Origin of the sequence: Microvirga aerophila, assembly GCF_003332305.1 — a bacterium.
GTDB lineage: Bacteria > Pseudomonadota > Alphaproteobacteria > Rhizobiales > Beijerinckiaceae > Microvirga > Microvirga aerophila.
Window position 1 is genome coordinate 1 of sequence record NZ_QOIO01000065.1, and the last position, 26596, is coordinate 26596.

General features: G+C 62.8%; 24 protein-coding genes and 2 pseudogenes. 18 read left to right on the top strand and 8 right to left on the bottom strand.

Features of this window, described 5'->3' with window-relative positions:
• On the bottom strand, positions 1-1074 hold a 1074-nt coding region (locus DRB19_RS24875), incomplete at its 3' end, for an adenylate/guanylate cyclase domain-containing protein (protein ID WP_162815849.1).
• Positions 1075-1439: 365 nt separating this feature from the next.
• Here DRB19_RS24875 and DRB19_RS24880 point away from each other — a divergent pair.
• Together DRB19_RS24880 and DRB19_RS24885 are read left to right on the top strand one after the other, a co-directional pair.
• Complete coding sequence (locus DRB19_RS24880) at positions 1440-1991, top strand: sugar O-acetyltransferase (RefSeq protein ID WP_114188711.1); 552 nt, start codon at positions 1440-1442, stop codon at positions 1989-1991.
• Positions 1991-2566, top strand: a pseudogene (locus DRB19_RS24885) (DUF1349 domain-containing protein). The gene DRB19_RS24880 and the pseudogene DRB19_RS24885 overlap by 1 nt, the downstream one beginning before the upstream one ends.
• Positions 2567-2770: 204 nt before the next feature.
• On the opposite strand, the gene DRB19_RS24890 reads toward DRB19_RS24885, so the two are convergent.
• On the bottom strand, positions 2771-3193 hold the full coding sequence (locus tag DRB19_RS24890) for an ester cyclase (protein WP_114188712.1): 423 nt from the start codon (positions 3191-3193) through the stop codon (positions 2771-2773).
• Positions 3194-3780: 587 nt separating this feature from the next.
• Here DRB19_RS24890 and aqpZ point away from each other — a divergent pair.
• From aqpZ to DRB19_RS24915, 5 genes are all read left to right on the top strand, one after another.
• Complete coding sequence (aqpZ, locus tag DRB19_RS24895; protein ID WP_114188713.1) at positions 3781-4533, top strand: aquaporin Z; 753 nt, start codon at positions 3781-3783, stop codon at positions 4531-4533.
• 63 nt (positions 4534-4596) lie between these two features.
• Positions 4597-4827 carry a hypothetical protein gene (locus DRB19_RS24900; protein WP_114188714.1) on the top strand — a complete coding sequence of 77 codons (231 nt, stop codon included), beginning with the start codon at positions 4597-4599 and terminating at the stop codon, positions 4825-4827.
• A gap of 151 nt (positions 4828-4978) precedes the next feature.
• Positions 4979-5425: a DUF3597 domain-containing protein gene (locus DRB19_RS24905; RefSeq protein ID WP_114188715.1), complete on the top strand. Its 447-nt coding sequence runs from the start codon at positions 4979-4981 to the stop codon at positions 5423-5425.
• Between the two features lie 451 nt (positions 5426-5876).
• Complete coding sequence (locus tag DRB19_RS24910; protein ID WP_114188716.1) at positions 5877-6401, top strand: YidB family protein; 525 nt, start codon at positions 5877-5879, stop codon at positions 6399-6401.
• A 55-nt stretch (positions 6402-6456) separates the two neighbouring features.
• A complete protein-coding gene (locus DRB19_RS24915; protein WP_162815850.1) occupies positions 6457-6762 on the top strand; it encodes a hypothetical protein in 306 nt (101 codons plus the stop codon).
• Positions 6763-7380: 618 nt separating this feature from the next.
• On the opposite strand, the gene DRB19_RS24920 is transcribed toward DRB19_RS24915, so the two are convergent.
• Complete coding sequence (locus DRB19_RS24920) at positions 7381-9300, bottom strand: adenylate/guanylate cyclase domain-containing protein (protein WP_162815851.1); 1920 nt, start codon at positions 9298-9300, stop codon at positions 7381-7383.
• Between the two features lie 310 nt (positions 9301-9610).
• Here DRB19_RS24920 and DRB19_RS24925 point away from each other — a divergent pair, with 310 nt between their 5' ends.
• Positions 9611-10444, top strand: coding sequence for an alpha/beta fold hydrolase (locus DRB19_RS24925; protein WP_114188719.1), 834 nt, complete (start codon positions 9611-9613; stop codon positions 10442-10444).
• A 2-nt stretch (positions 10445-10446) separates the two neighbouring features.
• The gene (locus tag DRB19_RS24930) at positions 10447-12111 is read left to right on the top strand and encodes a PAS domain-containing hybrid sensor histidine kinase/response regulator (RefSeq protein ID WP_308494334.1); all 1665 of its coding nucleotides are present in this window, start codon (positions 10447-10449) and stop codon (positions 12109-12111) included.
• Between the two features lie 1040 nt (positions 12112-13151).
• On the opposite strand, the gene DRB19_RS24940 is transcribed toward DRB19_RS24930, so the two are convergent.
• Positions 13152-13454 carry a hypothetical protein gene (locus DRB19_RS24940; protein ID WP_147022197.1) on the bottom strand — a complete coding sequence of 101 codons (303 nt, stop codon included), beginning with the start codon at positions 13452-13454 and terminating at the stop codon, positions 13152-13154.
• A gap of 258 nt (positions 13455-13712) precedes the next feature.
• Here DRB19_RS24940 and DRB19_RS24945 point away from each other — a divergent pair, with 258 nt between their 5' ends.
• The 4 genes from DRB19_RS24945 (at position 13713) to DRB19_RS24960 (ending at position 17243) form a co-directional block, all read left to right on the top strand.
• Entirely contained in the window at positions 13713-14465 is a 753-nt protein-coding gene (locus tag DRB19_RS24945) for an ABC transporter substrate-binding protein (RefSeq protein WP_114188723.1), read from the top strand.
• Between the two features lie 70 nt (positions 14466-14535).
• Positions 14536-15189, top strand: a complete 654-nt coding sequence (locus DRB19_RS24950; protein ID WP_114188724.1) for an amino acid ABC transporter permease — start codon at positions 14536-14538, stop codon at positions 15187-15189.
• A gap of 10 nt (positions 15190-15199) precedes the next feature.
• On the top strand, positions 15200-15931 hold the full coding sequence (locus DRB19_RS24955) for an amino acid ABC transporter ATP-binding protein (RefSeq protein ID WP_114188734.1): 732 nt from the start codon (positions 15200-15202) through the stop codon (positions 15929-15931).
• A 13-nt stretch (positions 15932-15944) separates the two neighbouring features.
• A complete protein-coding gene (locus DRB19_RS24960; protein WP_114188725.1) occupies positions 15945-17243 on the top strand; it encodes an NAD(P)/FAD-dependent oxidoreductase in 1299 nt (432 codons plus the stop codon).
• A 671-nt stretch (positions 17244-17914) separates the two neighbouring features.
• Here the strand turns inward: DRB19_RS24960 and DRB19_RS24965 are convergent.
• Positions 17915-18385, bottom strand: coding sequence for a MarR family winged helix-turn-helix transcriptional regulator (locus tag DRB19_RS24965; protein WP_114188726.1), 471 nt, complete (start codon positions 18383-18385; stop codon positions 17915-17917).
• 142 nt (positions 18386-18527) lie between these two features.
• On the opposite strand from DRB19_RS24965, the gene DRB19_RS24970 reads away from it, so the two are divergent.
• Both DRB19_RS24970 and DRB19_RS24975 read left to right on the top strand, forming a co-directional pair.
• Complete coding sequence (locus DRB19_RS24970) at positions 18528-18800, top strand: hypothetical protein (protein ID WP_114188727.1); 273 nt, start codon at positions 18528-18530, stop codon at positions 18798-18800.
• Between the two features lie 9 nt (positions 18801-18809).
• On the top strand, positions 18810-19502 hold the full coding sequence (locus DRB19_RS24975; protein WP_114188728.1) for a D-Ala-D-Ala carboxypeptidase family metallohydrolase: 693 nt from the start codon (positions 18810-18812) through the stop codon (positions 19500-19502).
• A 175-nt stretch (positions 19503-19677) separates the two neighbouring features.
• On the opposite strand, the gene DRB19_RS24980 is transcribed toward DRB19_RS24975, so the two are convergent.
• On the bottom strand, positions 19678-20307 hold the full coding sequence (locus DRB19_RS24980) for a glutathione S-transferase family protein (RefSeq protein WP_114188729.1): 630 nt from the start codon (positions 20305-20307) through the stop codon (positions 19678-19680).
• Between the two features lie 281 nt (positions 20308-20588).
• A complete protein-coding gene (locus tag DRB19_RS24985; RefSeq protein WP_114188730.1) occupies positions 20589-21974 on the bottom strand; it encodes a transposase in 1386 nt (461 codons plus the stop codon).
• A 236-nt stretch (positions 21975-22210) separates the two neighbouring features.
• Between DRB19_RS24985 and DRB19_RS24990 the strand changes: the two genes are divergently transcribed.
• Entirely contained in the window at positions 22211-22483 is a 273-nt protein-coding gene (locus DRB19_RS24990) for a hypothetical protein (protein ID WP_162815852.1), read from the top strand.
• Positions 22484-22682: 199 nt separating this feature from the next.
• Entirely contained in the window at positions 22683-25454 is a 2772-nt protein-coding gene (locus DRB19_RS24995) for a PAS domain-containing protein (protein ID WP_276330633.1), read from the top strand.
• Positions 25455-25611: 157 nt separating this feature from the next.
• Here DRB19_RS24995 and DRB19_RS25000 read toward each other — a convergent pair whose 3' ends face one another.
• The gene (locus tag DRB19_RS25000; RefSeq protein ID WP_114188733.1) at positions 25612-26265 is read right to left on the bottom strand and encodes an SOS response-associated peptidase; all 654 of its coding nucleotides are present in this window, start codon (positions 26263-26265) and stop codon (positions 25612-25614) included.
• An 82-nt stretch (positions 26266-26347) separates the two neighbouring features.
• Between DRB19_RS25000 and DRB19_RS25005 the strand changes: the two are divergent.
• Positions 26348-26596, top strand: a pseudogene (locus DRB19_RS25005) (hypothetical protein); the annotation flags it as partial.

Genomic DNA, 26596 nt, shown 5'->3' on the forward strand with positions numbered 1-26596 from the left:
TGGCGTGTTCGCATAGGCATAGGGCAGGGCACGCAGATAGAGATCATAAGCATCAAGACTGTTCGGGCGTTTGCGACGTGCCCGCTCGATTTCGGCTCGGCGAAGGCTCGGCTCGATGGCTCCGATCACACTTTCCGTAATCTGGTCTTGGAGATCGAAGACGTTCTCCATGCTGCCGTCAAACCGTTCGGCCCACAGGTGGGCTCCGGTGGCCGCTTCGATCAACTGCCCCGTGATGCGGATGCGGTCCCCGGCTCTCCGAACCGAGCCTTCAAGCACATAGCGCACCCCGAGTTCGCGCCCGACCTGCTTCAGGTCCACGGCCCGGCCCCTGTAGGTGAACGAGGAATTGCGGGCGATGACGAAGAACCACTTCACCCGCGAAAGACCGGTGATGATGTCGTCCACCATCCCGTCGGCGAAATACGCCTGCTCCGGATCGCCACTCATGTTGGCGAACGGCAGAACCGCAATGGATGGCCTTTCGGGGAGCTGGATCGCAGTGGGCTCGGGTGTCATCCGAGTGGCCGTTGGGGAACCGCTTTCCAACGTGACGGCGAAAGCCCGGATCGGCTCCTCGATGTTCTTGACCGTCTGTGGTCCGAGATCCTCGAAGGCGAGGGGCAGGGCCTTGCGCACGTACCCGTAGGTGGCCTCGGAGATGCACAGGCCACCAGGATCTGCGAGTCCCTCCAGCCGTGCGGCAATGTTCACGCCGTCCCCGAGCAGGTCGCCTGCACGCACCATCACGTCGCCGACGTGTATCCCGATCCGGAACCGGAGGCGCTGCTCCTGAGGGATGTCCTGATTGGCCTGGGCGAGCGCATCCTGCACGGCGGTGGCGCACTGGACGGCGTCGACGGCGCTGGGGAACTCGACCAGGACGCTGTCGCCTGCCGTATTGGCGATCCGCCCGCCATGCTCGGCAACCAGCCGGTCCATGATCTCGCGATGGGCCGTCAGAGCGCGGAGTGTTCCAGTCTCGTCCTGCTCCATGAGCCGCGAGTAGCCTGCCACGTCGGCCGCGAGGATGGCTGCCAACCGCCGCTCGACCCTTTGCTCCATCGGACTCATCGGACCCCCGATGCTGTTTCAGCCTCAATTCTGATGTGGCCCGGGGAAGGTGTCCAGCCCGCGTCCATGGTGAGACAATGTACCCAGGTCGATTGCTCAGGCTTAGCAGCATAGATCGGTCGGACTTGAGAGTTCTCCTTGAAGTGCCGGCGAGGTGTGGAGGTCTTCTGCTGGCACAGGACTGACCTTAGCCGTACTTCTGCACTGCTGGGATGGGCGGACCTTCGCACCGAAATCCGCCACTACTCAGTTTGACCCGCTTCGGACCTTGAGCCCGCACCTATCGACCCATTCCTTACCAGTGGTTCAGGTGATCTGTACCAAGCCAGCAGGTTCAGCGTTGTCCCGAACGATGAGGAGGGAACATGACCCGCAGTCAAAAAGAGAAGATGCTGGCCGGTGAACTGTACAATGCGGCTGACCCGGAGATCCGAGCCGACCTGCTAGCCACCGGGGTTTGGCTGAAGCGATACAATGATGCGCTGGGCCAATCCCCCGATCGGTGTCATGCCCTTCTTTCAGAACGGCTGGCCGGGGTTGGGCCCGGAGCGGTCATCCGCCCTCCCTTCCACTGCGACTATGGCTTCAACATCCGGCTTGGCGCCAACGTCTTCCTCAACTTCAACTGCGTCATTCTCGACGTGGTCGAGGTGACGATTGGCAAAGGCACGCAGATCGGGCCTGCGGTGCAGATCTACACCGCCGATCATCCGCATGATCCCGAGCAGCGCCGCGCTGGTCTGGAGTTCGGCCGACCTGTGCGCATTGGCAGACACGTCTGGATCGGGGGTGGAGCTATCATCCTCCCAGGCGTCACGATTGGTGATGATGCGGTCGTGGGCGCCGGCAGCGTGGTGACGCGGGACGTTCCGGCAGGAGCTAAAGTCGTTGGAAGTCCGGCTCGGGTGAGGGGCTGATGTTTGAGCAGTGTCGTTGGTTGAACGAGCCAGGCCGCTGGGCTCTCACGCCTGATGTCCTCACGGTCACGACAGACCAAGCGACCGACTTCTGGCGGGAAACGCATTACGGCTTCACCCGTGACAGCGGGCACTTCTTCGGTCGCGAAGTCCACGGCGGGTTCACCGCCACGCTGCACGTCCGGGCTCGATACGAGACCCTCTATGATCAAGCTGGAATCATGGTGCGGGTTGATGAAGCAACCTGGATCAAAGCCGGGATCGAATTGTCGGACGGTGAGGCCCTGCTGGGCAGCGTTCTCACCATCGGGCAGTCCGACTGGGCCACCGGACCGTTCCCGGGCGATGCGTCTGATTTCTGGATCAGGGTGACGGTTGAGCGTGGAGTCCTGCGGCTCCAGGCCTCGACAGACGGCCAATACTAGCCCCTGGTGCGGCTCTGTCCTTTTCCGGTGGTGGAGCGCTACTGGGTCGGACCCATGTGTTGCACTCCGGAACGGGCTGGCCTGGACGTCTTGTTCTCCGATTTCAAGGTTGCACCACCGAGTGGACGTGCGCTCCACGACCTATCGTAGAAGACCTGCAAGAGACGCTCAGATCCTCGCGAAAAACGGTCTCCCAGTAGGCACAGCGTGAATGTCTGGATCTGGCGCTCCTGAGACGTAAGAGCTTGGTCCGTTTCGGAGCCTAAGAGCCGACATGCGCCACCTCCGGCTCGGAGGCGCGAATGCGGCCGGTATCCGCAACGAGCGGTAGACGCCAGAGATTGCGACAGGCCCCTACGACCCGGTCGGAATGCATCCGAGCTGCTGGAAGAGGCCGAGCCGGTCCAGCTCGACCCAGTCCTCTCTCAGCTTGCCGCCGGCGAAGCGGCCGATGATGATGACGGTCCACGTCACGTTGCGGCCGGACGCGGCGATCCCTTGCCAATCTCCCTGCTGGGTCGCCTGCCAGTGGCCACGCCAGACGCCTCGGTCGCCGGCAAAGAACATGTCGTCCAGGGTGTAGGCGGCGTCCGGAAAGGCGGCGAAGAAACCTTCCATCGCGGCGCGCCAGGCCGGCAGGCCGTGGATCGTCTCCATGCCCAGCCAGTGCGACGTCAGATCCTCATCCCAGTACTTTTCCAGGGCCTTCACACGGTGCCCGTTGAAGACCTCGTCGATGTAGGCGCGGATCAAGGCCTCGTGCTGGTCTGCCGCCATGGTCCTTGCTCCTCTGGGTGCTGGAGGTCGACTGGCCCGTATAGTCGTCCAACACTTGCTGGGGCAGCCGGCGAGTGCTGTTCGGACGGGAGGTGAGTGGCGCGATGCTCATGGCGTATCTCCGCGAGCAAGTGACGAGTGCCACCTTTTCCGCAGGTCGACTATGCCTGGATGATAGCGCGGAATTTCCGCGAACGCATGGGTCATCACAGGGGCGGAGGGGCCGCAACTGGCACACCCACGACCTAAGCTGGAAGGCAGCAATCCTCACCGAAGCGGACGCTCCGAAGCGCAGGGAATTTCATTGTCTGACCCCAAGCAGCCCTTCCGCTCCGTACCGAAGCAGATCCGCGTGATTGACGTTCATTCGCCCCGTTCACGGAGGCGTTCTGCTTAGTCATCAGATCCTCCCTGAAGTGCACAGGCACCACCGCCGCCACTTGGCCGCTTCGGTTCTGGGGAGTATGCTGCCAACATAGGTTAAAGTCCTGCGTTGACTTGGGCGCCCGACAAGCCGCCTTTGATCGACAGCATTGTCGACGTCGCTCCAGTACCCGAGTGGTTTGCGTAACCCCAGTGAGGAGCTCATGGACCTGCACAACAGTCAGAACATCCACCGGTGTGTCGCCGAGGGCATCGGCACCTTCTGGCTCACCTTCGCCGGCTGCGGCAGCGCGGTCATCGCCGCCGCCTTCCCCGATGTCGGCATCGGCCTGCTCGGCGTGTCCTTCGCGTTCGGCCTGAGCGTCGTGACCATGGCCTACGCCATCGGCCACATCTCCGGCTGCCACCTCAACCCGGCGGTGACCGTTGGCCTGGCGGCGGGGGGACGCTTCCCAAAGCAGGACATCCTGCCCTACGTCGTGTCGCAGGTGATCGGTGCCGTGATCGCGGCGGCAGCCCTCTACGCCATTGCTGTCGGTTCACCCACCTTCGACCTCGCCAAGGGCTTCGCCGCCAACGGCTACGGCGCCCACTCGCCCGGTCAGTACAGCCTGATCTCCGGCTTCATCGCCGAGGTGGTGCTGACCATGATGTTCCTGTTCATCATCATGGGCGCCACCCACGGCAAGGCACCGGTGGGCTTCGCGCCCTTGGCCATAGGCCTTGCCCTCACGCTGATCCATCTTGTCGGCATCCCGATCACCAACACCTCGGTGAACCCGGCCCGCAGCACAGGACCGGCGCTGTTCGCGGGCGGCTGGGCGCTGGCGCAGCTCTGGATGTTCTGGGTCGCGCCCCTGATCGGCGGGGCCATTGGCGGCATCCTCTACCGCTGGCTCAGCGAGGAACCGTCCGCGCAGGTCACCGGCATCGCGCCTGCCACCCCGGCCGAGTGAACACAAATCGCGATGGCGACGCGGGAGCGAACCTATCGGTGCGTGGGAGGCCCGTGCGACGGCATGCTCCATACCATGGTCGAGGAGAGGCGGATCCGCCTGTCCCCGCCGCAGGACGGGGCTGTCCTGCCTTCGCCTGAGAGCTGCTCGGCCACAATTGGCGAAGCATCCGGCGTTGACTATGACGTGCGGCGGCTCCTGGCACCCGATGGCCAGTGGTACGAGTTCCTGGTGCTGTCGGCCTGGACGAGCATGCAGGGAACGGTCTGGCTCAACCGCCGACCACGGCGGTGATGGAGGCCTGCTCACGGCGCCCGGCCGCCGCGGCCGAGTAGCGGAGCTGTCGTGAGCACGCCCGGACGCTCATCATTGTCCCAGCCGAGATTGGCTCTACTTCCTTGGCCCGGGGCAACCTGTCGAAACACAGCTTCAACGGAAGGGCACGATGAGCATCTTCAGCAGGATCAAGGACGCCATCTTCGGTTCCGCCACGGCGCAGCAATCCTCCCAGGCACCATCCGCCGTGGTACCGCCCGCCCAAGGGTCTGCCGCAGCCCCTGCCGCCACTGGGACGATTGCATCGACCACCCAAGGGGCCGCGCCTTCGCCGGCACCGAGCGCGACGCCTATGTCCCAAGTCGATGTCGAGGCCGTGCTGACGGACCTCGCCGCTAAGAAGGGACAGACGCTCGACTGGCGCAAGTCGATTGTCGACCTGATGAAGCTGCTCGATCTCGACAGCAGCCTCGCCGCCCGCAAGGAGCTGGCGCAGGAACTGAACTACACTGGCGATACCTCCGACTCCGCTTCTATGAACGTCTGGCTGCACAAGCAGGTCATGGCCAAGCTCGCTGCGAGTGGCGGCAAGGTCCCCGACGACCTCAGGAGCTAGGTACGCGGCGGTTTCCCGACGTCATCGGACCCTGCCGGAATAGGAACCCGTCGCCGGACAGCAATGGCTTACGCGCTTGTCGTCCCACGGAAGCCCTGTGAACCCGGCGGGGCTCCCTGCTGCCGCGCGTCCCGTGAAACCTGAAGGGTTGCTGCAAGCCGAGCCTCACCAGTCGCCGTTCTGTCGAGCAAATCGGGCTCATGAGAAGTAATTCGGACCCATCGCGGTGCGTCAGGGTGGCTGAAGCTAGAGCTTTCGTGTATGGGTTTTCTGTCCGCTGCGCCGGGTGCTGGCATCAAGCCGGTGAGAGGCTCCTGAACCGCCGCCCTGAGCGGCATCGTGAGACACCTGATGACGTTGGATCGTCCAGGCTCGACAGCGGAAGTGCCTGAACCTCGTTGCAAGCGTTGCGTTACCTCATCTGCGCCAACTCAACCCGAGGAGCAGTGAAATGAACCGCGGATTTCCATCCATGACAGCCCTGCTGGGCCTGCTGGCCGTGGCAGGCTTCCAGAACCGGGACAAGATCGCCGAAATGCTCAGGGGAGCGGGTTCGGGCAACCCTGGCGCTCCTGGCCAAGGGGGCCAGCAGGGTGGCCTGGGTGATCTCCTCGGCAACTTGGGCGGTGGGCTCGGCACTTCAGGCCAGGGTGGCACGGGCGGTCTTGGTGGGCTTCTCGGAAGCCTCGGCGGCGGAGGCCTCGGAGGCGTGCTTGGCGATCTGATGGAAAGCTTCAAGCAACAAGGTCAAGGCGACGTCGCCGAATCCTGGGTCGGAACGGGACCGAACAAGCCCATCGCCCCCGACCAACTCGAGCAGGCGATTGGTCCCGAGGTGCTGGCAACCTTGATCCAGCATACCGGGCTGTCGCGGGAGGAACTCCTGTCGCGGCTCACGACGACCCTGCCCGAAGTCGTGGACAAGTCCACTCCAGACGGGCGCCTTCCCACCCCAACCGACGTGCCGCATTCCTGACGCAACCTGGAGAAATCGCATGCGCCTGCCGTCCGTGCTGTTGATGTCCATCGCGGTGTCCGCATGCGTCTCGTCAGGCGAGCAGCAGGCTAGGCCGATGCCGCCCGCGAACTTGGGGTCGACGCAAGCGACGCCGTCAGCGTCCACGGCGCCGACCTCCGCATCCACGTACACGAGACGCGTGGCCTACAGCAACGGCAGGTACACTCTGCCCGACGGCACGACCGTGGCGGCGGAGCCTGGGGGCGGCTTCACGCTGTCGAACGGGACGGTGCCGCGGCCTGACGGCACGGGCGGGATCATCCTCCCCAACGGGGCACGGTGCGTCTCGGACGGCAACCGCGGCTATCTCTGTCCCTGATCATCCTCAAGGTCAGGAGAAGCCGATGCCGAGCCGCTCCTGTCCGACATGCCGCGTGCGGCAATCAGCGGGACCGTGACCTTTAACGGGCCTTGGGCCGGTTTACGCTCCCGGTGGTCGGGACATCGTCGGCGTTGACGGCACCCAGCCCAAACGGCGTGGACGCCAGCGTCGAGGAGGTGCGTGTTGGATGGAGTGAGCCCCTATCCAAAGACATTGGCAAACCTAGAACAGGGTGCTGCGGAAGCTCGTGGCATGCACTTCCGCCCGCTCAGGCCACCGGTACGCTCCGCCACTGAACCACAGTAGGTGGTTGCTTGCGGGGCAGCTCCCCCGGAGGCGTTCCGAGAGACCCTTAGGTGGGTTCACATCCGTTAGGTATCCAGACTCGCATCTAAGCGGATGATCTTGACGGTGTCTCGTTGAAGACGCCGTAATTCAAGGTGAAGTTCGCCCTCGGTCAACTCCGAGAAAGGTCAACAATTGGCACGTTCCGGACAGGGTGCGAACTTCCGCTTTGGACAGTAACATCGGGCGTTCCTGTTAGTGAACGAATTTCACTACCTGACCCGATCCAGACATTCTATGGATCACCAATCGATTGCCGTTGCATTGAGTTCACTCCGGCATTCCCAGCTTGCGCCAGGCCGCATAGATCCGCGGCCGCTGGGCCATGTAGGCTGGATGGTCGGACTGCTCCAGGGTCTTGTAGCGCGTCAACGTCATCCATGGCACCGCCCGCAGCCAGCGCTCCATAGGTTCATGGGCTTCCGCCTCGCGCCCAGTGAACACGTAGGCTGCCGCCAGCCAGCCATAGGAACTTGGAAAGCCCGGATCGGCATCGATCGCCTTCCGGAACGTGTCGAGCGCGGCCTCGTCCTGTCCCTGGTGCAACTGCGCCACCCCGATGTACAGCAGCCAGAACACCACAAATGGATCGCGTGGGCTGAGGCGCATGCCCTGCAACACGTAGTGTTCCGTTTTTTCCGGCTGGCCAAGGAGGGCATAGTTCCAGCCGATTTCGGTGTAACCCGATGCGAGATTGCGGTTCAGAGACACGGCCCGCTCAGCCGCCGCAATCGCCTCCTGGCTGCGCCTCTGCGCCCGGCGCAGCAGCGCCTTGTACTGGTGGGCCGAGGCATCGTCAGGTTTCATCGCGATGGCGCGCGCGATCAGCTCATCGGCCTTCTGCAACGGATCCCCAGGTGCATCGGTCCAGCGGTTGAGCACGTCCCGGATATGCGTGAAGCCCAAGCCTGTAAGGGCGCTCACCGCCTGTGGGTCCGCCTTGAGTGCCTCCTCGAACAGGCGCCGTGCTGCGACATTGTTGTCCTGGGTCTGGCTCGCGTAGATCAGGGCCCATCCGCGCATGGCCAGATCCGTCGCATCGGGATTGTTGGGACGCTCGCGCTGGCCGCGGCGGCTCTCGATGTCGACGAGTCGCACCCGCAGCGTGGAGGCGATCCCCGCGGTGATCTCGCTCTGCATCTCGATCAGGTCGGCCCGCACCCGGTCGAACCGATCCGTCCACAGATGGGCTCCGGTCTCGGCATCAATGAGCTGGGCGTTGACCCGCACTGCGTCGCCGCTGCGCCGGACGCTGCCCTCCAGCACGTAGCGCACGCCGAGATCGCGGCCGACCTGCCGGATGTCCACGGGTTTGTTCTTGTAGGTAAACGCGGTGTTGCGGGCGATGATGAAGCTGCCGTCGATGCGCGACAGGTCCGTGGTGAGGTCTTCCGTCAGGCCATCGGCGAAGTACTCCTGGTCCGGATCACCGCTCAGATTGGCAAACGGCAGCACGACGAGGGACAGGCGCGGGGCGACACGGGCCATGCCGGAAGCGCCGGTGCTGGGATCGCGAGCTGCCGCGGCGACAGGGGCGGCGGTCGGCTCAGACGGGCCGCGCTCCCTGAACAGCACGAACCCGGTGCCGCCGAGGACGACGAGGATTGCGGCCACGGCGGCAGGGAGGCGCCAGCGCCGCCTGGCTGCCGGCTCAGGGGACGCTTCAGCCGTATAGGTGTCAAGGCGAATGCGATAGCACCGGACCGGGCGGGCGATGTTGCGCACGCTCTGCTCCCCCAGATCATCGAAGACCACGGGAAGCCGGTCTCGGACCTGATCGCGTACGGAGCGGGAGATGCAGATGCTGCCGACATCGGCCAGGGCTTGCAGGCGCGCGGCGATGTTGACGCCATCGCCCAGGACATCCCCGTCCTCGACGATCACGTCGCCCAGGTTGATGCCGATCCGGAAGCGGATGCGACGATCCTCGGGGAGGACGGCCTCGCGGGCCGCTACGGCGAGTTGGATCTCGGCCGCGCACCGGACAGCCTCGACAGGGCTGGCGAACTCGACCAGCAGACCGTCACCCATCGTCTTGACGATGCGCCCGCCATGTCGGGCAACAGCCGGGTTGATCAGGCTCCGGCGGTGCGCTCGCAGCCGCGTGATCGTTCCCTCTTCGTCCAGCCCGATCAGCCTCGAGTAGCCCGCCACGTCGGCGCAGACGATGGTCGCTAGCTTGCGCTCCATGGAGCGCTCCATCACTGGTCCAGCCTGCCGCTCCCAAGCCTACTCCCAGGGGCGCGGCAGGGGAAGACGGCGACCCCGTGGTTCAACCTCGGGAGCACGGGCGCCGACCGGGTGGACAAGCGCGCCTTGCTACCTGAGGGAGGCCAAGGAGGCCGCACATTGCGGCATAGCTGGCGCGCAATGTCCATCCGTTGTAATGAGAGCCAGCCTCTCAACATTCGTCGCCGAACAGCAAAGCTCATTCCCGTTACGATGAGCAGGCGGCACCGCCTCAGCCAACCCGGTGTTTTTCGGATTCCACGGAGCGCCCATGTCTGCCGTTCTGACACGACACAATGTTAAGGTTCTCGGCCGTGGGGAGCAGCCTATGCTCTTCGCCCATGGCTATGGCTGCGACCAGAACATGTGGCGGTTCATCACGCCAGCCTTCGACGACCGCTACAAGGTCGTCCTATTCGACCATGTCGGGCATGGGCAGTCCGATGCGGCAGCCTTCGACCCGACAAAGTACGCCTCGCTCGATGACTACGCGGAGGACGTGCTGGCGATCTGCCGGGAACTCAACCTGATGAATGTGATCTTCGTCGGCCACTCGGTGAGCGCCATGATCGGAGCTCTTGCGGCCATCAGGGAACCGGAGCGGTTCGACCGCCTCGTCCTGATTGGCCCCTCGCCACGCTACGTCAACGATGGCGACTATGTTGGCGGGTTCAAGCACGAGGACATCGAGGGCCTGCTCGACTTCCTCGACACCAATCATCTCGGCTGGTCGAGCACCATGGCCCCAGTGATCATGGGCAACCCGGAGCGCCCGGAGCTCGGCGAGGAACTGACCAACAGCTTCTGCCGCACCGACCCGGAGATCGCCAAGCACTTCGCTCGCGTGACGTTCCTCTCGGACAACCGTGCCGATCTACCAAAGGTGAAGACGAAGGCGCTCATCCTCCAGTGCTCTCAGGATGTGATTGCTCCGGACGTCGTCGGGCGCTACATGCACCAGAGCCTTCCGGGCAGTGAGTTCGTTCAGCTCAGCGCGACGGGACACTGCCCGAACCTGAGCGCCCCTGAGGAGACGATCGCGGCCATGGAAGCCTTTCTGAGCGATGTCCCAGCCAAGGCCGTCGCCAAGGCCATCGCATCGTGAAGATGGATCAGGGATCTCTGATCGAAACGGCCGAGGAACTCTACGAGAGCGCCCCCTGCGGTTACCTTTCGACCCGGCCGGATGGCACGATCATCAGAGCCAACCAGACCTTCCTCACCTGGATTGGCATGGAGCGGCAGGACGTTGTCGGCCACAGATGCTTTCAGGATCTTCTGAGTGTCGGCGCCAAGATCTTCTACGATACGCACCTGACGCCGCTCCTGCGGATGCAGGGCTTCGTGAACGAGATCGCCTTCGATCTGACCTGCGCCGACGGACGTGCCCTGCCGGTTCTAGCCAACATGGTCCAGAAGCGGGATGCGAATGGCCGCCCGATGGTTCATCGCATCACCCTCTTCAACGCCACCGACCGGCGCAAGTATGAGCGCGAGTTGCTGCTGGCCCGCCAGAAGGCGGAGCAGGCGACTGAAGAGCTCAAGCGCCTCAACGAGACCCTGGAGGAGCGCGTCATCCAGGAGGTTGCCGAGCGCCTGAAGGCTGAGGAGGCTCTGCGACAGGCGCAGAAGATGGAGGCCATTGGCCAACTCACAGGCGGCATTGCGCATGACTTCAACAACCTGCTCACCATCATCGTCGGCAACATCGAACTCCTCCAGCGCCGCTTGCCGGAGGACGCCGACCGGCTCCAGCGGGCAGCCAATCATGCTATGGATGCAACCCGACGGGCCGCGACCCTGACCCAGCGTCTCCTGGCCTTCTCCAGACGTCAGCCGCTGGATCCCAAGCCCATTGATGTCAACAAGCTGGTGGCCGGCATGTCTGACCTACTGAGGCGGACGCTCGGTGAAGTGGTTGTGCTGGAGACCGTGCTCGCCGGCGGTCTCTGGCGCTCCCAGGCAGATCCGAACCAGTTGGAGAACGCCATTCTCAATCTGGCGGTGAACGCTCGTGATGCCATGCCGGATGGTGGCAAACTCACCATCGAAACTGCCAATGCCCGTTTAGATGAGGCCTATGTCGAGGCTTTGGCCGAGCCGGTCCCGGCGGGACAGTACGTGCTCGTGGCCGTCTCTGATACCGGAACCGGAATGGACAAGGCTACGATGGAGAAGGTATTCGAGCCATTCTTCACGACCAAGGAAGCTGGTAAGGGAACCGGACTGGGCCTGAGTCAGGTGTATGGCTTCGTGCGGCAGTCCAACGGCCATGTCCGGATCTACAGCGAACTGGGCGAAGGTACGACGATCAAGATCTACCTGCCCCGCCTGATCGGCTCCGATGAGGAGCCTGCCGAGATGCCTGCAAAGAGCCCTGCAATGGTGAGGGGCACGGGCGAGACCATTCTGGTCGTGGAAGATGAGCCCGATCTGCGCACCTACACCATCGAGGCCCTGCGGGATCTCGGATACCGCGTCCTTGAGGCTGGCGACGCTCGAGAGGCGCTTGAGATATTTGAGCAGCATCCGGAGATCGAACTTCTTTTTACTGATGTTGTTCTGACAGGAGGGATGAACGGACGTGCCCTTTCGGACGAGGTTTCCCGGCGCAGGCCAGGGCTGCCGGTTCTGTTCACCACGGGCTACACCTCGAACGCCATTGTCCACCACGGCCGTCTCGACCCCGGGATGCATCTGATTGGGAAGCCCTTCACCTATGCCGAGCTAGCCTACAAGGTGAGGCGCATGCTCGATGAAGGCGCGTCCTGAGCGCCACTGGGGTGCGAGTGAATGTCTTGAAATGGCACGAAGCGGCAGTAACGGATAAGACCGCAAACAGGCTTTAAGCGGACCTTCGGAGTAAGGGGCGCAGTTTTGCGTAACGCTGCGATCAGTTCCAAGCACATCGGCTGCGGGCCGTGGTGGGTGTGATCCAACGTCCGCTAGCTGCCGCGCTTCGCCGGATACAGGATCAAGAGTGTGAGGGCACATGGGTGCCCAATTTCCCATTTTTTGCCCCAGTAAATAAAGGGCGGGGCGTCCACGTTCGGACGCCAGCGCCAGCGGAGCCCCCGTCATAAAGTGCTCGTGGTCGAAGGTAGAAACGGATAATCAACTTAAGCTGTACAACGAAATTCGAGGCTCAGCTCCGTAGACCTCCACCATAGCGCCTGCTTGGTGTTGCTGTTTGCTTTGAAGTCCTGGCCTTCCTTGACGGGATTTGTATCCTCAGAACCAGCTGGCGGGAGTGTTGTATCGAGGAGCTCGCCAATCTCCGCCTGCATTTTGGCGACAGCCTCGGCAGCTCTTCCGGCGTTGGTTGATGGCGGCACGGGCACCGCCTCCAGGGGATGGGATTTGCCGTAACCACGGTCGAGGATCACATTCGCCGCGGACAACGGGCAGATTCGCTTTGACCATGTTGAGCGACTTGCACCAGCACATTCAGGGCCGTTTCCGTATCCGAGTGGGACAACTCCTCAAGCGTCTGCTTCTGCGCGGCCGTCGCTTTGTCTTTCCGCCCCTGCGGGCGCCCGGCACCAGGACGCTTACCACCTCGTCGCGACATTTGATTTTCCTTTGAAGTGATAACTTCAGCGTTCAGGAGAAAGACACAATTTGGGCCGTCTCGCGCGCACCATGACACCCTTGTACCCGATCGGCTCTCCCGATTTCCCAATTTCCAATTCTTTGCCCATTAGAAATTGGGCATGTGCTCATAGCATTCTGCCCAGCATACATGCTCAACGGCCCGAGCCTGATATCCTTCGGTTGAGGGGGAGCGGGGAGGAGATCGCTCTGTGCCCTGCTCACAAGTTTATCGGCAGGCGATTGAGCCCGGCATAGCTGGTGTAATTGGCCGAGCGATACCGGCCGGTGTTCAGCTCGAAAGTCATCTTGAGTTTGCAGGGATAACCCAACTCCTCAAAACGTAACTTGCGGTGGAAGAACTCGGCCTTGTTATTGCGCCAATTCTCGTCGGCAAATTTTTGGGCGATGCACCACAAATCCTTGGTCGACCATGTTGTCCCAGTTCTTCGAGTCGAGATGTCCTCCAACTCGGGTGCTTTGCCCTTGCGGCTCGCATCCATCTTGGCCGGGTGAGCAAGCACCTGCCCGTGCCCTCGATGAGCCGGTCGAGGGAAAGGCCTTTCACCCTGCGCATATCCCTCACTCTTCCGACGACGAGTTCGAGGGTCTTCCCAGGTCCGGCCGTGAGTAGTTCCTGTGACCCCATCCACCCTTCTTCAGATCTTCAAGTCTTCATCGTCGTGAAAAAAACATTGCGGTCAAGCTAAGGCCGTGCAGAAATCTTCATACCAATGAAGGTCGGGCAGCGGCCCGAACCAACAAAACTAGGGAGGCCTCTAATGTCGTTGCGTTCGTTGATCGCCGCCGGCGCGATTCTCGTCTCGCTTGCGCTGCCCGCAGCCGCCCAGCAAACCCTCAAGGTCGGCTCGACCCCGACTGGTATCCCGTTCACCTTCCTGGACACCCAGACGAACACGATCCAGGGTGTCATGGTGGATCTGATCACCGAAATCGGCAAGGACGCCGGCTTCGGGGTTCAGGTGGAGCCAATGCAGTTCTCTGCGCTCATTGGCTCACTCACCTCGAACCGCATCGATATTATCGCGGCGGCGATGTACATCACCGAGCCTCGCAAGCAGCAGATCGATTTCTCGGCCCCAGTTTACACCTATGGGGATGGGCTGTTCGTGCCCAAGAGCGACGTCAAGGAATATGCGTCGCTTCAAGACCTGAAGGGCCTCACGGTCGGGGTTCAGGTCGGCACAGCCTATGTGGAGCCGCTGCAGAAGAGCGGGCTCTTTCCGGAAGTAAAGATTTACGAAACGATCCCGGACATCATGCGCGACGTGAACGCCGGCCGCATCAAGGCCGGATTCGCTGACCTGCCCATTGTTGCCTACAACCTCCAGCAAGGCCGCTTTCCCGAGGTGCGGCTCGTGAAGGGCTATAAGCCCATGGTGGTGGGATCCGTGGGCATCGGGGTGCGTAAGAGCGACAGCGAGTTGCTGCGGAAGATCGACGCGTCATTGGCAAAGCTCAAGCAAAACGGCACGGTGGCCAAGATTCTCACTAAGTGGGGGCTCCAGGAGTAGCGCCCGCCGGGGGCGGTGGCCTCCGCCGCGCCACCCCTCCAAATACGCCTGCTCCTGCCGCTAGGTCCCCATGCAAGGCTTCTTGAAGGACTCCATCGAGTTCTTGCCCATCCTCCTCCAAGGCTTACGCCTGACCCTTATCGTGACGGCCGGGTCCCTTGTGCTCTCGACCGCGCTTGGCCTTCTCTGGGCGCTCATGCGCGTGTCGGGAGTGCCGGTCCTCGCGGGCATCGCCAAGACATTCGTGAACACGATCCGGGGCATTCCGATCATCGTGCAGCTCTTCTACATCTACTTCGTCCTGCCAGACCTTGGCATCTCACTCACCGCGGTGCAGGCTGCAATCATCGGACTCGGGATCGCCTATTCCGCCTATCAGTCGGAGAACTTCCGAGCCGGCATCGAGGCGATCGACCGTGGACAGGTGGAGGCGGCGCAAACCATCGGCATGGGCTGGGGACTCACAATGCGGCGAGTGATCCTGCCGCAGGCGTTCAAGATCGTGCTCCCGCCCTACGGCAACATCATGATCATGATGCTGAAGGACTCGTCCCAAGCCTCCACGATTACAGTTGCAGAGCTTGCGCTCCAAGGCAAGCTCATCGCCTCCTCGACCTTCCAAAACACGACCGTCTTCACCCTTGTGGCGCTGCTGTACCTGTGCATGAGCATCCCGTTGATCCTCCTCGTCGGCCACCTCGAGCGGCGTTTCGGACGGAGGTGACGCGATGCCGATGATTGAGCTCGACAACGTTCACAAGAGCTTCGGGGCTAACCGCGTCATCCGAGGGATCACGACTCACGTGTCGAAGGGCGAGGTCGTGTGCATCATCGGCCCTTCAGGATCGGGCAAGAGCACAATCCTGCGGTGTATCAACGGTCTGGAGGGCTACGATTCCGGCTCGATCCGGTTTGAGGGCATCCCGGTGAACCGGACAGCGAAGTCCATAACCGCCGTGCGCACCCAGGTCTCCATGGTATTCCAACGCTTCAACCTCTTCCCGCACCGCACTGCGCTAGAGAACGTTATCGAGGGTCCCGTTTTTGTGAAACGCGAGCCAAGGGCGGACGCACAGGCGCATGGGCGACTCCTCTTGGAGCGCGTGGGACTCGCAGACAAGGTTGGGGCTCATCCGCACGAGCTCTCCGGCGGACAGCAGCAGCGGGTCGCTATCGCCCGTGCGCTGGCGATGCGACCGAAGGCGATTCTCTTCGATGAGCCCACCTCCGCCTTAGACCCAGAACTCGTAGGCGACGTGCTCGCCGTCATGCGGTCGCTCGCCGATGAGGGCATGACCATGGTGGTGGTCACGCACGAAATTGGCTTCGCCCGCGAGGTCGCCGACCGTGTGCTCTTCCTCGACGGCGGCGTTATCGCCGAGGAGGGCCCCGCTGCCGAATTATTAACGAACCCGCGCAATCCCCGGACTCGGGATTTCTTGCGGCGCGTGCTGAAGCCTCTCTGAAAGGTCTTTCCCGATGACCGAGCCGTTTCCCTTGAGCCCCTCTCTGTGGGCCGCAACAGCGCCGCCGGCACCTGAGACACCGCCGCTGGAGGCAGACGCTCGGGCTGACATATGCGTCATCGGGGCCGGCTATGCCGGACTTTCGACCGCGCTCCACCTCGCCGAGCAAGGCGTCGACGTGACGGTACTAGAGGCGCACGAGCCGGGCTGGGGCGGATCCGGCCGCAACGGTGGCCAAGTGATCCCAGGGCTGAAATACGACCCTCGTGAGCTTCGCTCCATGCTCGGCGAGGAGGCCGGGGATCGCCTAGCGAACTTCGCCGGGAGGACAACCGATGCGGTGTTCGACCTCATCGCCAAACACCGGATGAAGGTGCCGCATCTGCGCCGAGGGTGGATCCAGGGTGCGCATACCCCCGACAGCGTCGAGACCGTCCGCCGACGTGCCACGGACTGGGCGGAACAGGGCGCACCGGTCGAGTTCCTAGGCCGGACCGCCACCAAGACCCATCTCGGCACAGACCAGTATGAGGCGAGCTGGCTCGACCGACGAGGCGGGGCGATCCAGCCGCTCGCCTATGCCCGCGGCCTCGCTCGCGCCGCGTTGCAGGCCGGGACGCGCATCTATGGGCGCAGCCCAGCGACACGCCTCGTCCGCAGGGGCGGACGCTGGCACGTGACCGTGGCTAGCGGGAGGACTGTTGAGGCCGAACGGGTGGTGCTGTGCACGAACGGCTACACGGGCGACCTCGTGCCGGGGCTCAGGCAGACGATCATCGCCCCGAACTCCTTCCAAGTCGCCACTGCTCCCCTGTCCGACAACCTGCGCCGGTCCATCCTCCCTGACGGCCAGGTCTGTTCGGACACTCGAAAGCTCCTTCTCTACTTCCGGCTTGATCACGAAGGGCGTTTGATCATGGGCGGGCGTGGTCCCTTCCGGGAACCCACCTCCGCCGCTGACTGGGCACACCTGGAGCGGGTCGTGGTCAAGATGTTCCCGCGCCTCGCTGGGGTGCCGTTCCAACACCGCTGGTGCGGGCGCGTAGCGCTCACCCGAGACTTCCTGCCCCATCTCCACGAGCCCCAGCCCGGGCTCCTCATCGATATCGGCTGCATGGGGCGTGGCGTGGGTCTCCAAACCGCCATGGGCATCCGGATGGCGGAATATATTTTGACGGGTCGGCCCGATACTCTGCCCTTCCCGGTGGTGCCGATGAAGCCACTTCCCTTCCACGCTCTTCACCGGGCCTACGTGTCCGCCATCATTACTTGGTACAGGATGACGGATGGGGGTGTGCGGCAAAGCGCATGATCCTACGTGAGAGCGCGGGCGGATCGGGAAGCGGGCCGCCGCGCTCGCGCGACAGTACTGGGTTTCGGGTCTGGCTGTTGACGGAACTTGAGGCGGTCACATGCCGCTCAAGAAGGGGTAGGCCTGATCTAAGGACCCTGACCTCATCGGCCATTCAGAGGATTCTGGCGGCGCAAAGCGGCGCGAGCTTCGTGTATCGCGGTAACGTCAGCTTCTCGTCCGCAGCTCAATACCTACTCCTGGCACGAGGCCGAAGTAAACGGAAAGTCCGCAGTCGTGTAAGTAAGCAGACAATCGCACGGCTACTCTTGAAGACCATCTTTGACCCGATGCAGACCTTTCCGAGACCGCAGTAGCGGGTCGCGACTGCTGCCAGGGGCGTATCAGACCACCCAACTCCGACTGCTTCCAAACCGCTCCAGGATCAAGGGGGGCGAACTTGTTTGATCCTGTACAGATCGTAGGCTCATCCAGCAGGAAAGCAGGGGTGACCAAAGGCGACTGGGCTGCGTCAGCCTACTGTCCGCAAGGCTGAAGCGGTAGACCTGCTGGCCGTGCGCTGGCTGCGCCGGAGGCGCACAAGTTACCCGGCTTGGCTATTCGTAAAACGATCACTCGCAGTTCCAGCTCTGCCGCTTTGTACCCTCAGTGGGTCGGAAGGACTGGAGAGTCTACTCAAGCAAGCTGTTGAGGCTGTCGCGCAGGCGGATGAGCTCATCCCTGAGCGCCTGGATCTCCTGAGCGGAGCGGCCACTGGCACAGACCACGTTGTGCCGCGCCTTGGCAGCCTGCTCTTTGAGGCTGTGGCCCTTGGGCGTGAGAATAATCCGCACCTGACGCTCGTCTTCCGGATCACGCTGCCGGCGCACGATGCCGGCAACTTCAAGCCGCTTGAGCAGCGGGGTCAACGTGCTGGAGTCGAGATGAAGCCGCTCGCCGATATGCTTCATCATCTGGTCGTCCTGCTCCCACAGCACCAGCAGCACAAGATACTGTGGGTAGGTGAGGCCAATCTGATCAAGCCCCGGCTTGTACACACGGTTGAAGGCCTGCGACACGGAATAGGCAGCAAAGCAAAGCTGTCGGTCAAGCTTGAGGCTGTCTTCAAGGGCGGCAGGCTCAAGCGGCTGCGGTTTGGCCAAGGCGTGCTCCTGGAGCGATGATGTTCTTTAACGTACTACTGAATAGCTCGTTAGTATAGTTGCGCGAGATTCTATCGCGCGTTAATGATCGTCAGCCTGCTCACCGCGGCAGGCCTCCAGCCCAGCGTCCTGAGAGCCCGCCATGATCCGCATCCCTGCACACTACCTAAGAGGCGTCGCTGTTCTGACCCTCGGAGCCACCCTCGTAATCAGCCATGCAGCTTTTGCAGCCCCTCAGATGAATGCCAAGCCTGAGGCATCGATGCAGATGGCTTTCGTGGAGAGCCATGACGGCGAAGAGAGCCTGCACGATGTGCAGAACCTTGAGCTGGCTGAGAACTGCTACTTGGAAGTGCAGAAGCATCACACGCCTCAGGGCAAGGTCGTGTCCCGCATCGTGCATGAATGCGACTGAGGTGATGTGATGGGCCGGATCCTCACCAAGTGCAACTGCACACTTCGACCTGCGAACCACTTCAAACTCGCGGAGCCATGGGACCGGGTCGAGACCGCCGCCCGTGTTCTCAGTGCCTTGCTGGTGCTGGGGACTGTGGTGAGCGCAGGAGCCTTGTTTCTCCAGGCCGCTCCTGCCCATGCCGAGCGGGAGACCGTGCAGGTTCCTGTGGTGCCTCAGGCCAAGCCGGGCAAGTTCATCAAGCCAAATACCGTTGCGGCGAACACCTCCAGTTCCCGTCGTGTGTGGGTGGACCCGCCGCCGCTCACAGGTGTGGAGCAGACGGCGAGCACAGCCGCCCCGGCCAAACAGACGTCTGAAGCCACATCTGCTGCTCAGGTCGTGTCTGCTGGAGCAGAGGCCGTGCCGACCGAGTGCCTGCCGGCTGGTTTGCGAACCGTGCTGAGAGACGTCGAGACACGCTTTGGGGCGGTGACGCTAGTGTCTACGAAGGAACTGCACACCGATAACCACAGCCGCGGCAGTGTGCGCCACAAGCTTCATAGCGCCTGCCGAGCAGCGGACTTCAAGGTCGCCGGCAACAGGCAAGCTGTTGTCACCTACCTGCGCTCGCGGCCCGAGGTGGCGGGTGTCAGCAGCTATGGCAACAACGGCGTGATCCACATCGATCACAACGAGCCGCGCCAAGTGGCTCAACGATAGCCGATGTGCATTCCGTGGGGCAGTTAAGGGGTGGCCCAGCCATCTCCAGCATCGCAAAGCCGAAGCGCTCGGCCGGCGCGAGCTGTTTGCCGATTACCGCCTGCTCATTGCTGAAGTAGTGCGCAAATTTGGGCTACACGACCCGGTGCAAGCGCCCACTGCACATGAAGTTGATCTAGGGCTGTGTTGCCTCGAAGCTCGGACGTGAGCGGATGCGCTCCCACCAGTCCCCTACGCCGGGCAGGGCCAAGAACTCATCTTTATGTGGAGTGAGCGTCACATAGGCGAAGATAGGCGCAAGGTAGAGGTCCGCAATGCTGACTTCGTCACCAGCGAGGTACGGGGATTGTCCTCCGATCCTCATGATCTCACTGATCACCAGCCGTCCTTTGCCCAGCGCCTCGTGGTGCACAGCATCGTTGCGCCCGCCGACGAAGTCGGGAAAGAGGTGGTAAGCGGCGACCCCACCCACAAGCGGGCTATAGCCATAGCTGTCGATGATGCTTGTGATCATGTCCATGCGAGCCCGGTCACGCAGGTCGTCTGGTGTCAGAGAGGGGCCCGGCAGCAACGCGTCGAGATAGCGGGTGATGGCGGGCGTCTCGATGACCCGAAAGCCGTCAATCTCCACAACCGGCACTTTGCCGAAGGGGTGGCGTGTCAGGTGCTCGCCACTCTTAGGCTCGCCCTTGAGCACATCGACTGGGATCTGCTCGTAGTCGTTCACCCCTTTCTCGGCGAGCAACATGCGGACCGTACGAACGTAGGTTGAGCCGCTAAAGCCCCACAGTGTGATCCTAGTCATATTTGTCCCTTCCAAAATAGGCTCTATCAAAACTAGAGCGTAACCAGCGCCTGTCATCGACAAGGCTTCACTGGCCGACTTTGAGATGCGCTGTCGATGGAAGTTAGGACCACCGGGACTTTCTGGCCAATCGTGTGTCAGAGTTTGGCAGATTTTGTTGATTTAGTTGGCCAGATGGAGCGTTGACGGTCTGCTCCGAGCTTTTCAGAGCTGCGGGATAGCTGTGTTTGCCCCGTCGCTCCGGCTCTGGAGCCGGGCTCGGGCGGTTTGGAGGCACATCGTCATGCTCCTACGCCGGCGAAGCCCGGCATCGGCCGCAGTTTGGCGAGCCGCCTCAGGTTCTGCGCGGTGGCTGCCAACAAGAACTCGTCCCTTGCTCCATTTGGCCCAAGCAGTCTCAGACGCGCTAGTTTCAAGATGCGTTTGAGGTGGGCGAACAGCATCTCGATCTTCTTGCGATGGTGACGGGAGCGCTTGAAGGCCGGTGTGCCGGCCAGGGCACGCGCTACATCGCGTGCATCTTCATCCAGATCGCGCGGCACCCGGCGCCGGGGCGTATTGGGACAGCACCGGGGCTTCAACTCACAGCTCTGGCAGTCGGATTGCTTGGCCCGGTAGAATCGCACGCCATCCTTGGTGACGCCCGTGCGCGGAGTGGTGAAGTTACGGCGGTACTGCACCAGCCTCTTCCCGCCTGGGCAGGTGTAGTGGTCCTGCTCGGGATCGTAGACGAAGTCGACGCGTGAGAGCGTGCTATCAGTGCGGTCTGCCTTGTCGATCACAGGAATGTGCGGCGCGGTCTGCCGCGTCTTGACCAACCAAGCCAGGTTCTTAGCCGAGCCATAGGCGCTGTCGGCTGCCAGATGCTGCGGCTTGAGGCCAAAGCGTTCAGCCGTTCGGCCGAGCATGGTGCGGGCAGCCCCCACCTCGGCCTGCCGGATCGCCCGTGTCGCCTCTACATCCAGGATGATCGCGTGCTGGGTGTCGATCAGGTAGTTTGTGGCATAGGCAAAGAAGGCATGCCCCTTGTAAGCGCCCGTCCATTGCGCCGCCGGATCGGACGGCGAGACAAACTTTGGCGTGACCTCACTGGCAGCTCCGAAGGCGGCATCATCCAGGGTGGCGAGATATTCCTGAACGGCGCGATGAGCATTGGCACCATGGTCCTGCGCTCGCCACGCGTCGCCCGGGATAGAGCGCTGCTTGTTGGTATCAGCCGCAATCAGGCTTGCATCCACCGCAAGGCCTTCACCGCCCACCAGCCCCTCGGCGAGGCACCGCTCGACCACGGTCTCGAACAGATGGCGCAGGATGTCGCTCTGGCGGAAGCGGCCGTGGCGATTGCGCGAGAAGGTGGAATGGTCCGGCACGTTGCCGTCCAGGCCCAAGCGGCAGAACCAGTGGTAAGCCAGGTTGAGGTGAACCTCTTCGCACAGGCGCCGCTCCGAGCGCAGGCCCATGCAGTCGCCGACAATGAGCATGCGCATCATCAGCTCGGGATCGACGGAGGGGCGGCCGATGGAGCTGTAGAAGGGCTTCAGGGCCGTGCGGACGCTCTCCAGGTCAAGAAAGCGGTCGATGCGGCGCAGCAGGTGATCGGCCGGGACATGATCGTCGAGGCAGAAGTCGTAGAAGAGCTGCGCCGGAGCCAGTTGCATGCCCATCATCGTCCTGCCCTCCGCAAAGCGACAGGAGGATGGAATCACGCCTGCACGACCCAATCAACGCCCGACTAAATCAACCCTATAGGCCCGTTGCAGACATTGCACAATTTGAGAGGAGCCAAAGAGGAGAGCTCGGCTGCCGACTTGTTATGTGATAGCTCTTGGCGCTCCTCGGGTTCTGATCTAGGTAGCTGCTGTACAGTCGACAAACATGGTGTGATCCGGAGACAGCTTTGGGATTGACTAGGCTTATTCCAAAGGAGTGGTCGATCCGGCTTCATCTCTTTGCCTTTGACGCGGCGATCCTTGTTCCGCTCATCCTCCTGGCCAGCTTCTTTGCAACAAAGTTCGCTGAGCGAGAGCGAGAGCGCTACCATGAGGTCGCCAAGGCTCTTGCCGCAGACATCGCTGCGGATGTGGACCGGGAACTCGACGGCACCATCGCTGCCTTGCAGGCCCTCTCCGCCTCACCCCGCTGTTTTTATTCAATCGGGGGGTGCGATGTACGTTAATGTTGAGGAAAGCGCGCGGGCGCTACCCGAATTCCTTGCCAAAGGTGGTGAGACTGCTGCCCTGATCCTGGCGCACGACTGGTCGGCAACACCGCTCGGCCCCCCAGAGACTTGACCGCAATCGCTGCGTTCCTCGCTTTCCATCTGTCTGACCTCAAGCTTCCCGACCGCAGTCTATTGGGGGCCCGAGCTATACCTCCTGTACAACGACGCATGGGCTCAGATCCCGGCCGAGCGTCACCCTTGGGCAATGGGGCGGCCGGGTGCCGAGGTGTGGACCGATATATGGGATGTGATCCGCCCGCAGCTCGCGCGCGTGCTGGAGACTGGGGAGGGCTTCTCCACCTATGATCAGATGCTGCCGATGGTGCGGGGCGGGGCCCGGCGGGAGACCTACTGGAACTACAGCTTCACACCGATCCACGGGGAGGACGGTTCCATTGCTGGCGTGTTCAACCAGGGGCACGAGATTACCGACCGAGTGCTCGGTGAGCGGCGCCACCGATTCCTCCTCGACCTGAGCGACCGGCTGCGGTCGCTGGCCGATCCAAGGACGGTGATCGAGACGGCCCAGGAGGCGCTCGGGCGGCATCTCGGCGCCAACCGGGTGGGATACGGTGAGGTGGAGGAGACGGCCCGCTACTTCACCACAGATCGCAACTGGACGGACGGGAGTGTACCCTCGCGCGAGGGTACCCACGATCTTGCGGGCTTTGGTCCCGATGTGCTGGCTGCGCTGCACGCCGGCATTCCGCTTCTCGTTTCCAACGTGGCCTGCGATCCACGCACCAGCGCGCCCGAAAGCCTCGCGGCGTTCGACGCCATCGACACACGCGCCGTCATCACGGCTTCGCTGGTGAAGGAAGGGCGGATGCGTGCGGCGCTCTACGTCCATGCGCGGGAGCCGCGCCCCTGGTTGGAACACGACGCTGAGCTGGTCACAGAGGTGGCGGAGCGTACCTGGGCGGCGGTTGAGCGAGCCCGCTCCGAGGCAGCGCTCCGTGAGCGCGAGAGCCGGCTGCGGCAGCTCAATGACACGCTCGAGCACCGGATCGAAGCTGCGCTCGCCGAACGCAACCTGCTCGCCACCATCGTCGAGACCACAGACGCGCTGGTCCAGGTGATCGATCATGAATATCGATGGCTGGCAATCAACAAGGCCTGCTCAGACGGGTACCAGCGCATCTACGGCAAGCGTCCGGAGATCGGCGGGAGCCTCTTGGAGCTGCTCTCGGACAGGCCTGAGCAGCAGGCTGCGGCCAAAGCCCTGTGGTCCCGGGCGCTCGCGGGCGAGGCGTTCACGCAAGTGAGCGAGTTCGGCGACCGTGAGCTTGACAGCCGGTTCTACGAGATGAGGTTCGAGGTGCTACGTGCACCGGACGGCTCGCAGATTGGGGCCTTTCTGACGGGTCGGGACGTAACCGAGCGTGTGGCCGAGCAGCGCCGGCTGGCCGAGGCACAAGCAGCCCGCCGCCAGGCCGACGCGCTCTACCGCGCCTATTTTGAGAACGCGCCCGAGGCGTTGTTCGTGGTCGGTGTCGAGCCAGACGGCGGTTTCGTCGTTGAAGAAGTCAATCCCGCGCACGAGGCCAGCGTTGGCTTCAAGATTGAGGACATCCGGGGCAAGCGCATCGAGGACATCCTACTGCCTTCCGTTGCCGAACGGGTGCTTGAGGCCTACCGCTACGTCGTCGAGACCGGCACGATCTACCAGTATCGCGAGATCTTCGACCTCGCAGGCGGGCCGCAGCACTGGGACACCTCGCTAGTGCCTGTTAGAGATGCCGATGGTCGTATCGTTCGGCTGATGGGCTCAAGCCGCAACGTCACCCGCCAGGTGACAGCCGAGGAGGCGCTCCGCCAGTCCCAGAAGATGGAGTCCATGGGCCAGCTCACGGGCGGCGTCGCGCACGATTTCAACAACCTGCTGACTCCGATTGTAGGCGCGCTCGACATGCTCCAGAGTAGAGGCATAGGCGGCGAGCGCGAGCAGCGGCTGATCGCGGCTGCCGCGCAATCGGCCGAACGGGCCAAGACGCTGGTCCAGCGGCTCCTCGCGTTCGCCCGCCGCCAACCACTCCAGATGACCGCGGTCGATGTGGGTAAGGTCGTGCGCGGCATGACCGACCTGGTGGCGAGTACGACGGGTCCTCAGGTCAGAGTAGTGGTGGAGGTCGCCGAGGACCTACCACCGGCCAAGGCCGACCCTAACCAACTCGAGATGGCGCTTCTGAACCTCGCGGTCAACGCACGCGATGCCATGCCCAGCGGCGGCATGCTCCGCATTACGGCTTCTGCCGAAACGATTCAGGCAGGAGCGGGCGGAATGCTTCAGGCTGGGCGTTATATCTGCCTTTCGGTTGCAGATACCGGGGTCGGTATGGACGAGGTGACGCTTGCCCGTGCAGTCGAGCCGTTCTTCTCGACCAAAGGCATCGGCAAAGGCGCGGGCCTTGGTCTATCGATGGTTCACGGCCTCGCCTCCCAACTTGGCGGGACGCTCTCAATCAAGAGCAAGGTCGGGCTCGGGACGAACGTCGAGCTGTGGCTGCCCAAGAGCGCCGACGTGCCCGAGGCGATGGGACCAACACGCGAGGTGCCGCACGCCCGTGCCCGCGGGACGGCGCTGCTCGTTGATGACGAGGAGTTCGTGCGTCTGAGCACTGCCGACATGCTGGCTGACCTCGGCTACGATGTACTGGAAGCGGCCACGGCTGAGGAGGGTTTAGCGTTGGTACAGAATGGTGTGGAGATCGCGGTTCTTGTCACCGACCACCTCATGCCGGGCATGACCGGCTCGGACCTCGCGCGGGCTGTCCAGACGCTCAGGCCAGGAGTGCCGATCCTTGTGATCTCCGGGTATGCGGAAAGCGAGGGGATTGAGCCCGACCTGCCGCGCCTCACGAAGCCATTCCGCAAGGACGAGCTTGTCGTTAGCCTCGAGTCGCTGAGGAATGGCAATTCATCATAGTGCGGCAGCTAGGCTCGGCATCGCCATGGCTGGTGCTGACTTCCGACCCTGTACCTGGAAGGTCTTCTAATGGCACAGAGCGGAAGTAAGCCAAAGGTCCGCAGTGTGGCGAGAAGCGGACATTCATCCAACCGCTTTCCGGATTGCGGTTTGATCCTCAGTGCACGTCCACGGGCTGATCCACCCTGGAGCCTTCGGCGACGATCTCGAGCATGTCGTCGGGCAGGGGCCGTTGCAGCTTGAGAGCCTCCTCGACGGGTGCTGTGAGCCAGACCGCGTATTCCTCCGACGTGGTGAGGATCACCGGTATGGCCTTCGGATGAATCGGCCCGACGACCCCGTTTGGCTCCGAGGTGAGAAACGAGTAGAGCAGGTGCTCACCCTCGACCGGCTCGGCCTTGGTGCCGCGTACGCCCGTCCACGGCCGCCAGATGCCGGCGAAAGCGGCGAGCGGCCGATCCTTGTTCAAGGCGAACCACACGGGTGTCTTGCGTGGCTTCGTGTCCTTGTACTCGCTGAAACTCGTGAGCGGCACGAGGCAGCGGTACTGCGGCTTGAGCCAGGCGCGCCAGAACGGCGACGCCACGTTGCGCACGTTGGTAACAGGGTGGTTGCCGATCTTGGGCGGGGGCGGGAAGCCCCAGCGCATCTGGATCAGCTCCCGTTCGCCATCCTGGGTCCGTACGATCGGGGCCATCTGGTCCGGGAAGATAGCGGACAGGGGCGGCACGTTGCCGGCACTGTCGCGGCTGACCTCAAAGGCCCGGCGCATTGCCTCCTGGGTGGTATAGCTCGAATACAGATTGCACACGGGTGGGGTCCTCCGGCGGGGCATAGCACCTTATGTGGCGGCGTCGGTTCTTATTTCATGAAGAGGCTGGCATAGCAGGAGAATGACTGACAAGACGACCACCGTGATATCCGGGTTCGTAGAGAGCCGAGCGCGGCCAGACTTCGACTTGCCGGCCGACCACATGCCCGAGGCCGAAGTAGCCTTGCGGCTGGCCGGGTTCATCTTATCCCTTCCCGGCTCGGGAGCGATGGCCAGCGTCGCGATCGACGGAGCCGGCACCAAGGTTGGCAATGCCGTCGTCTTTGACATCGGGCAATTTATGGCTGGAACAGGATGGGAGCAGGTCAGG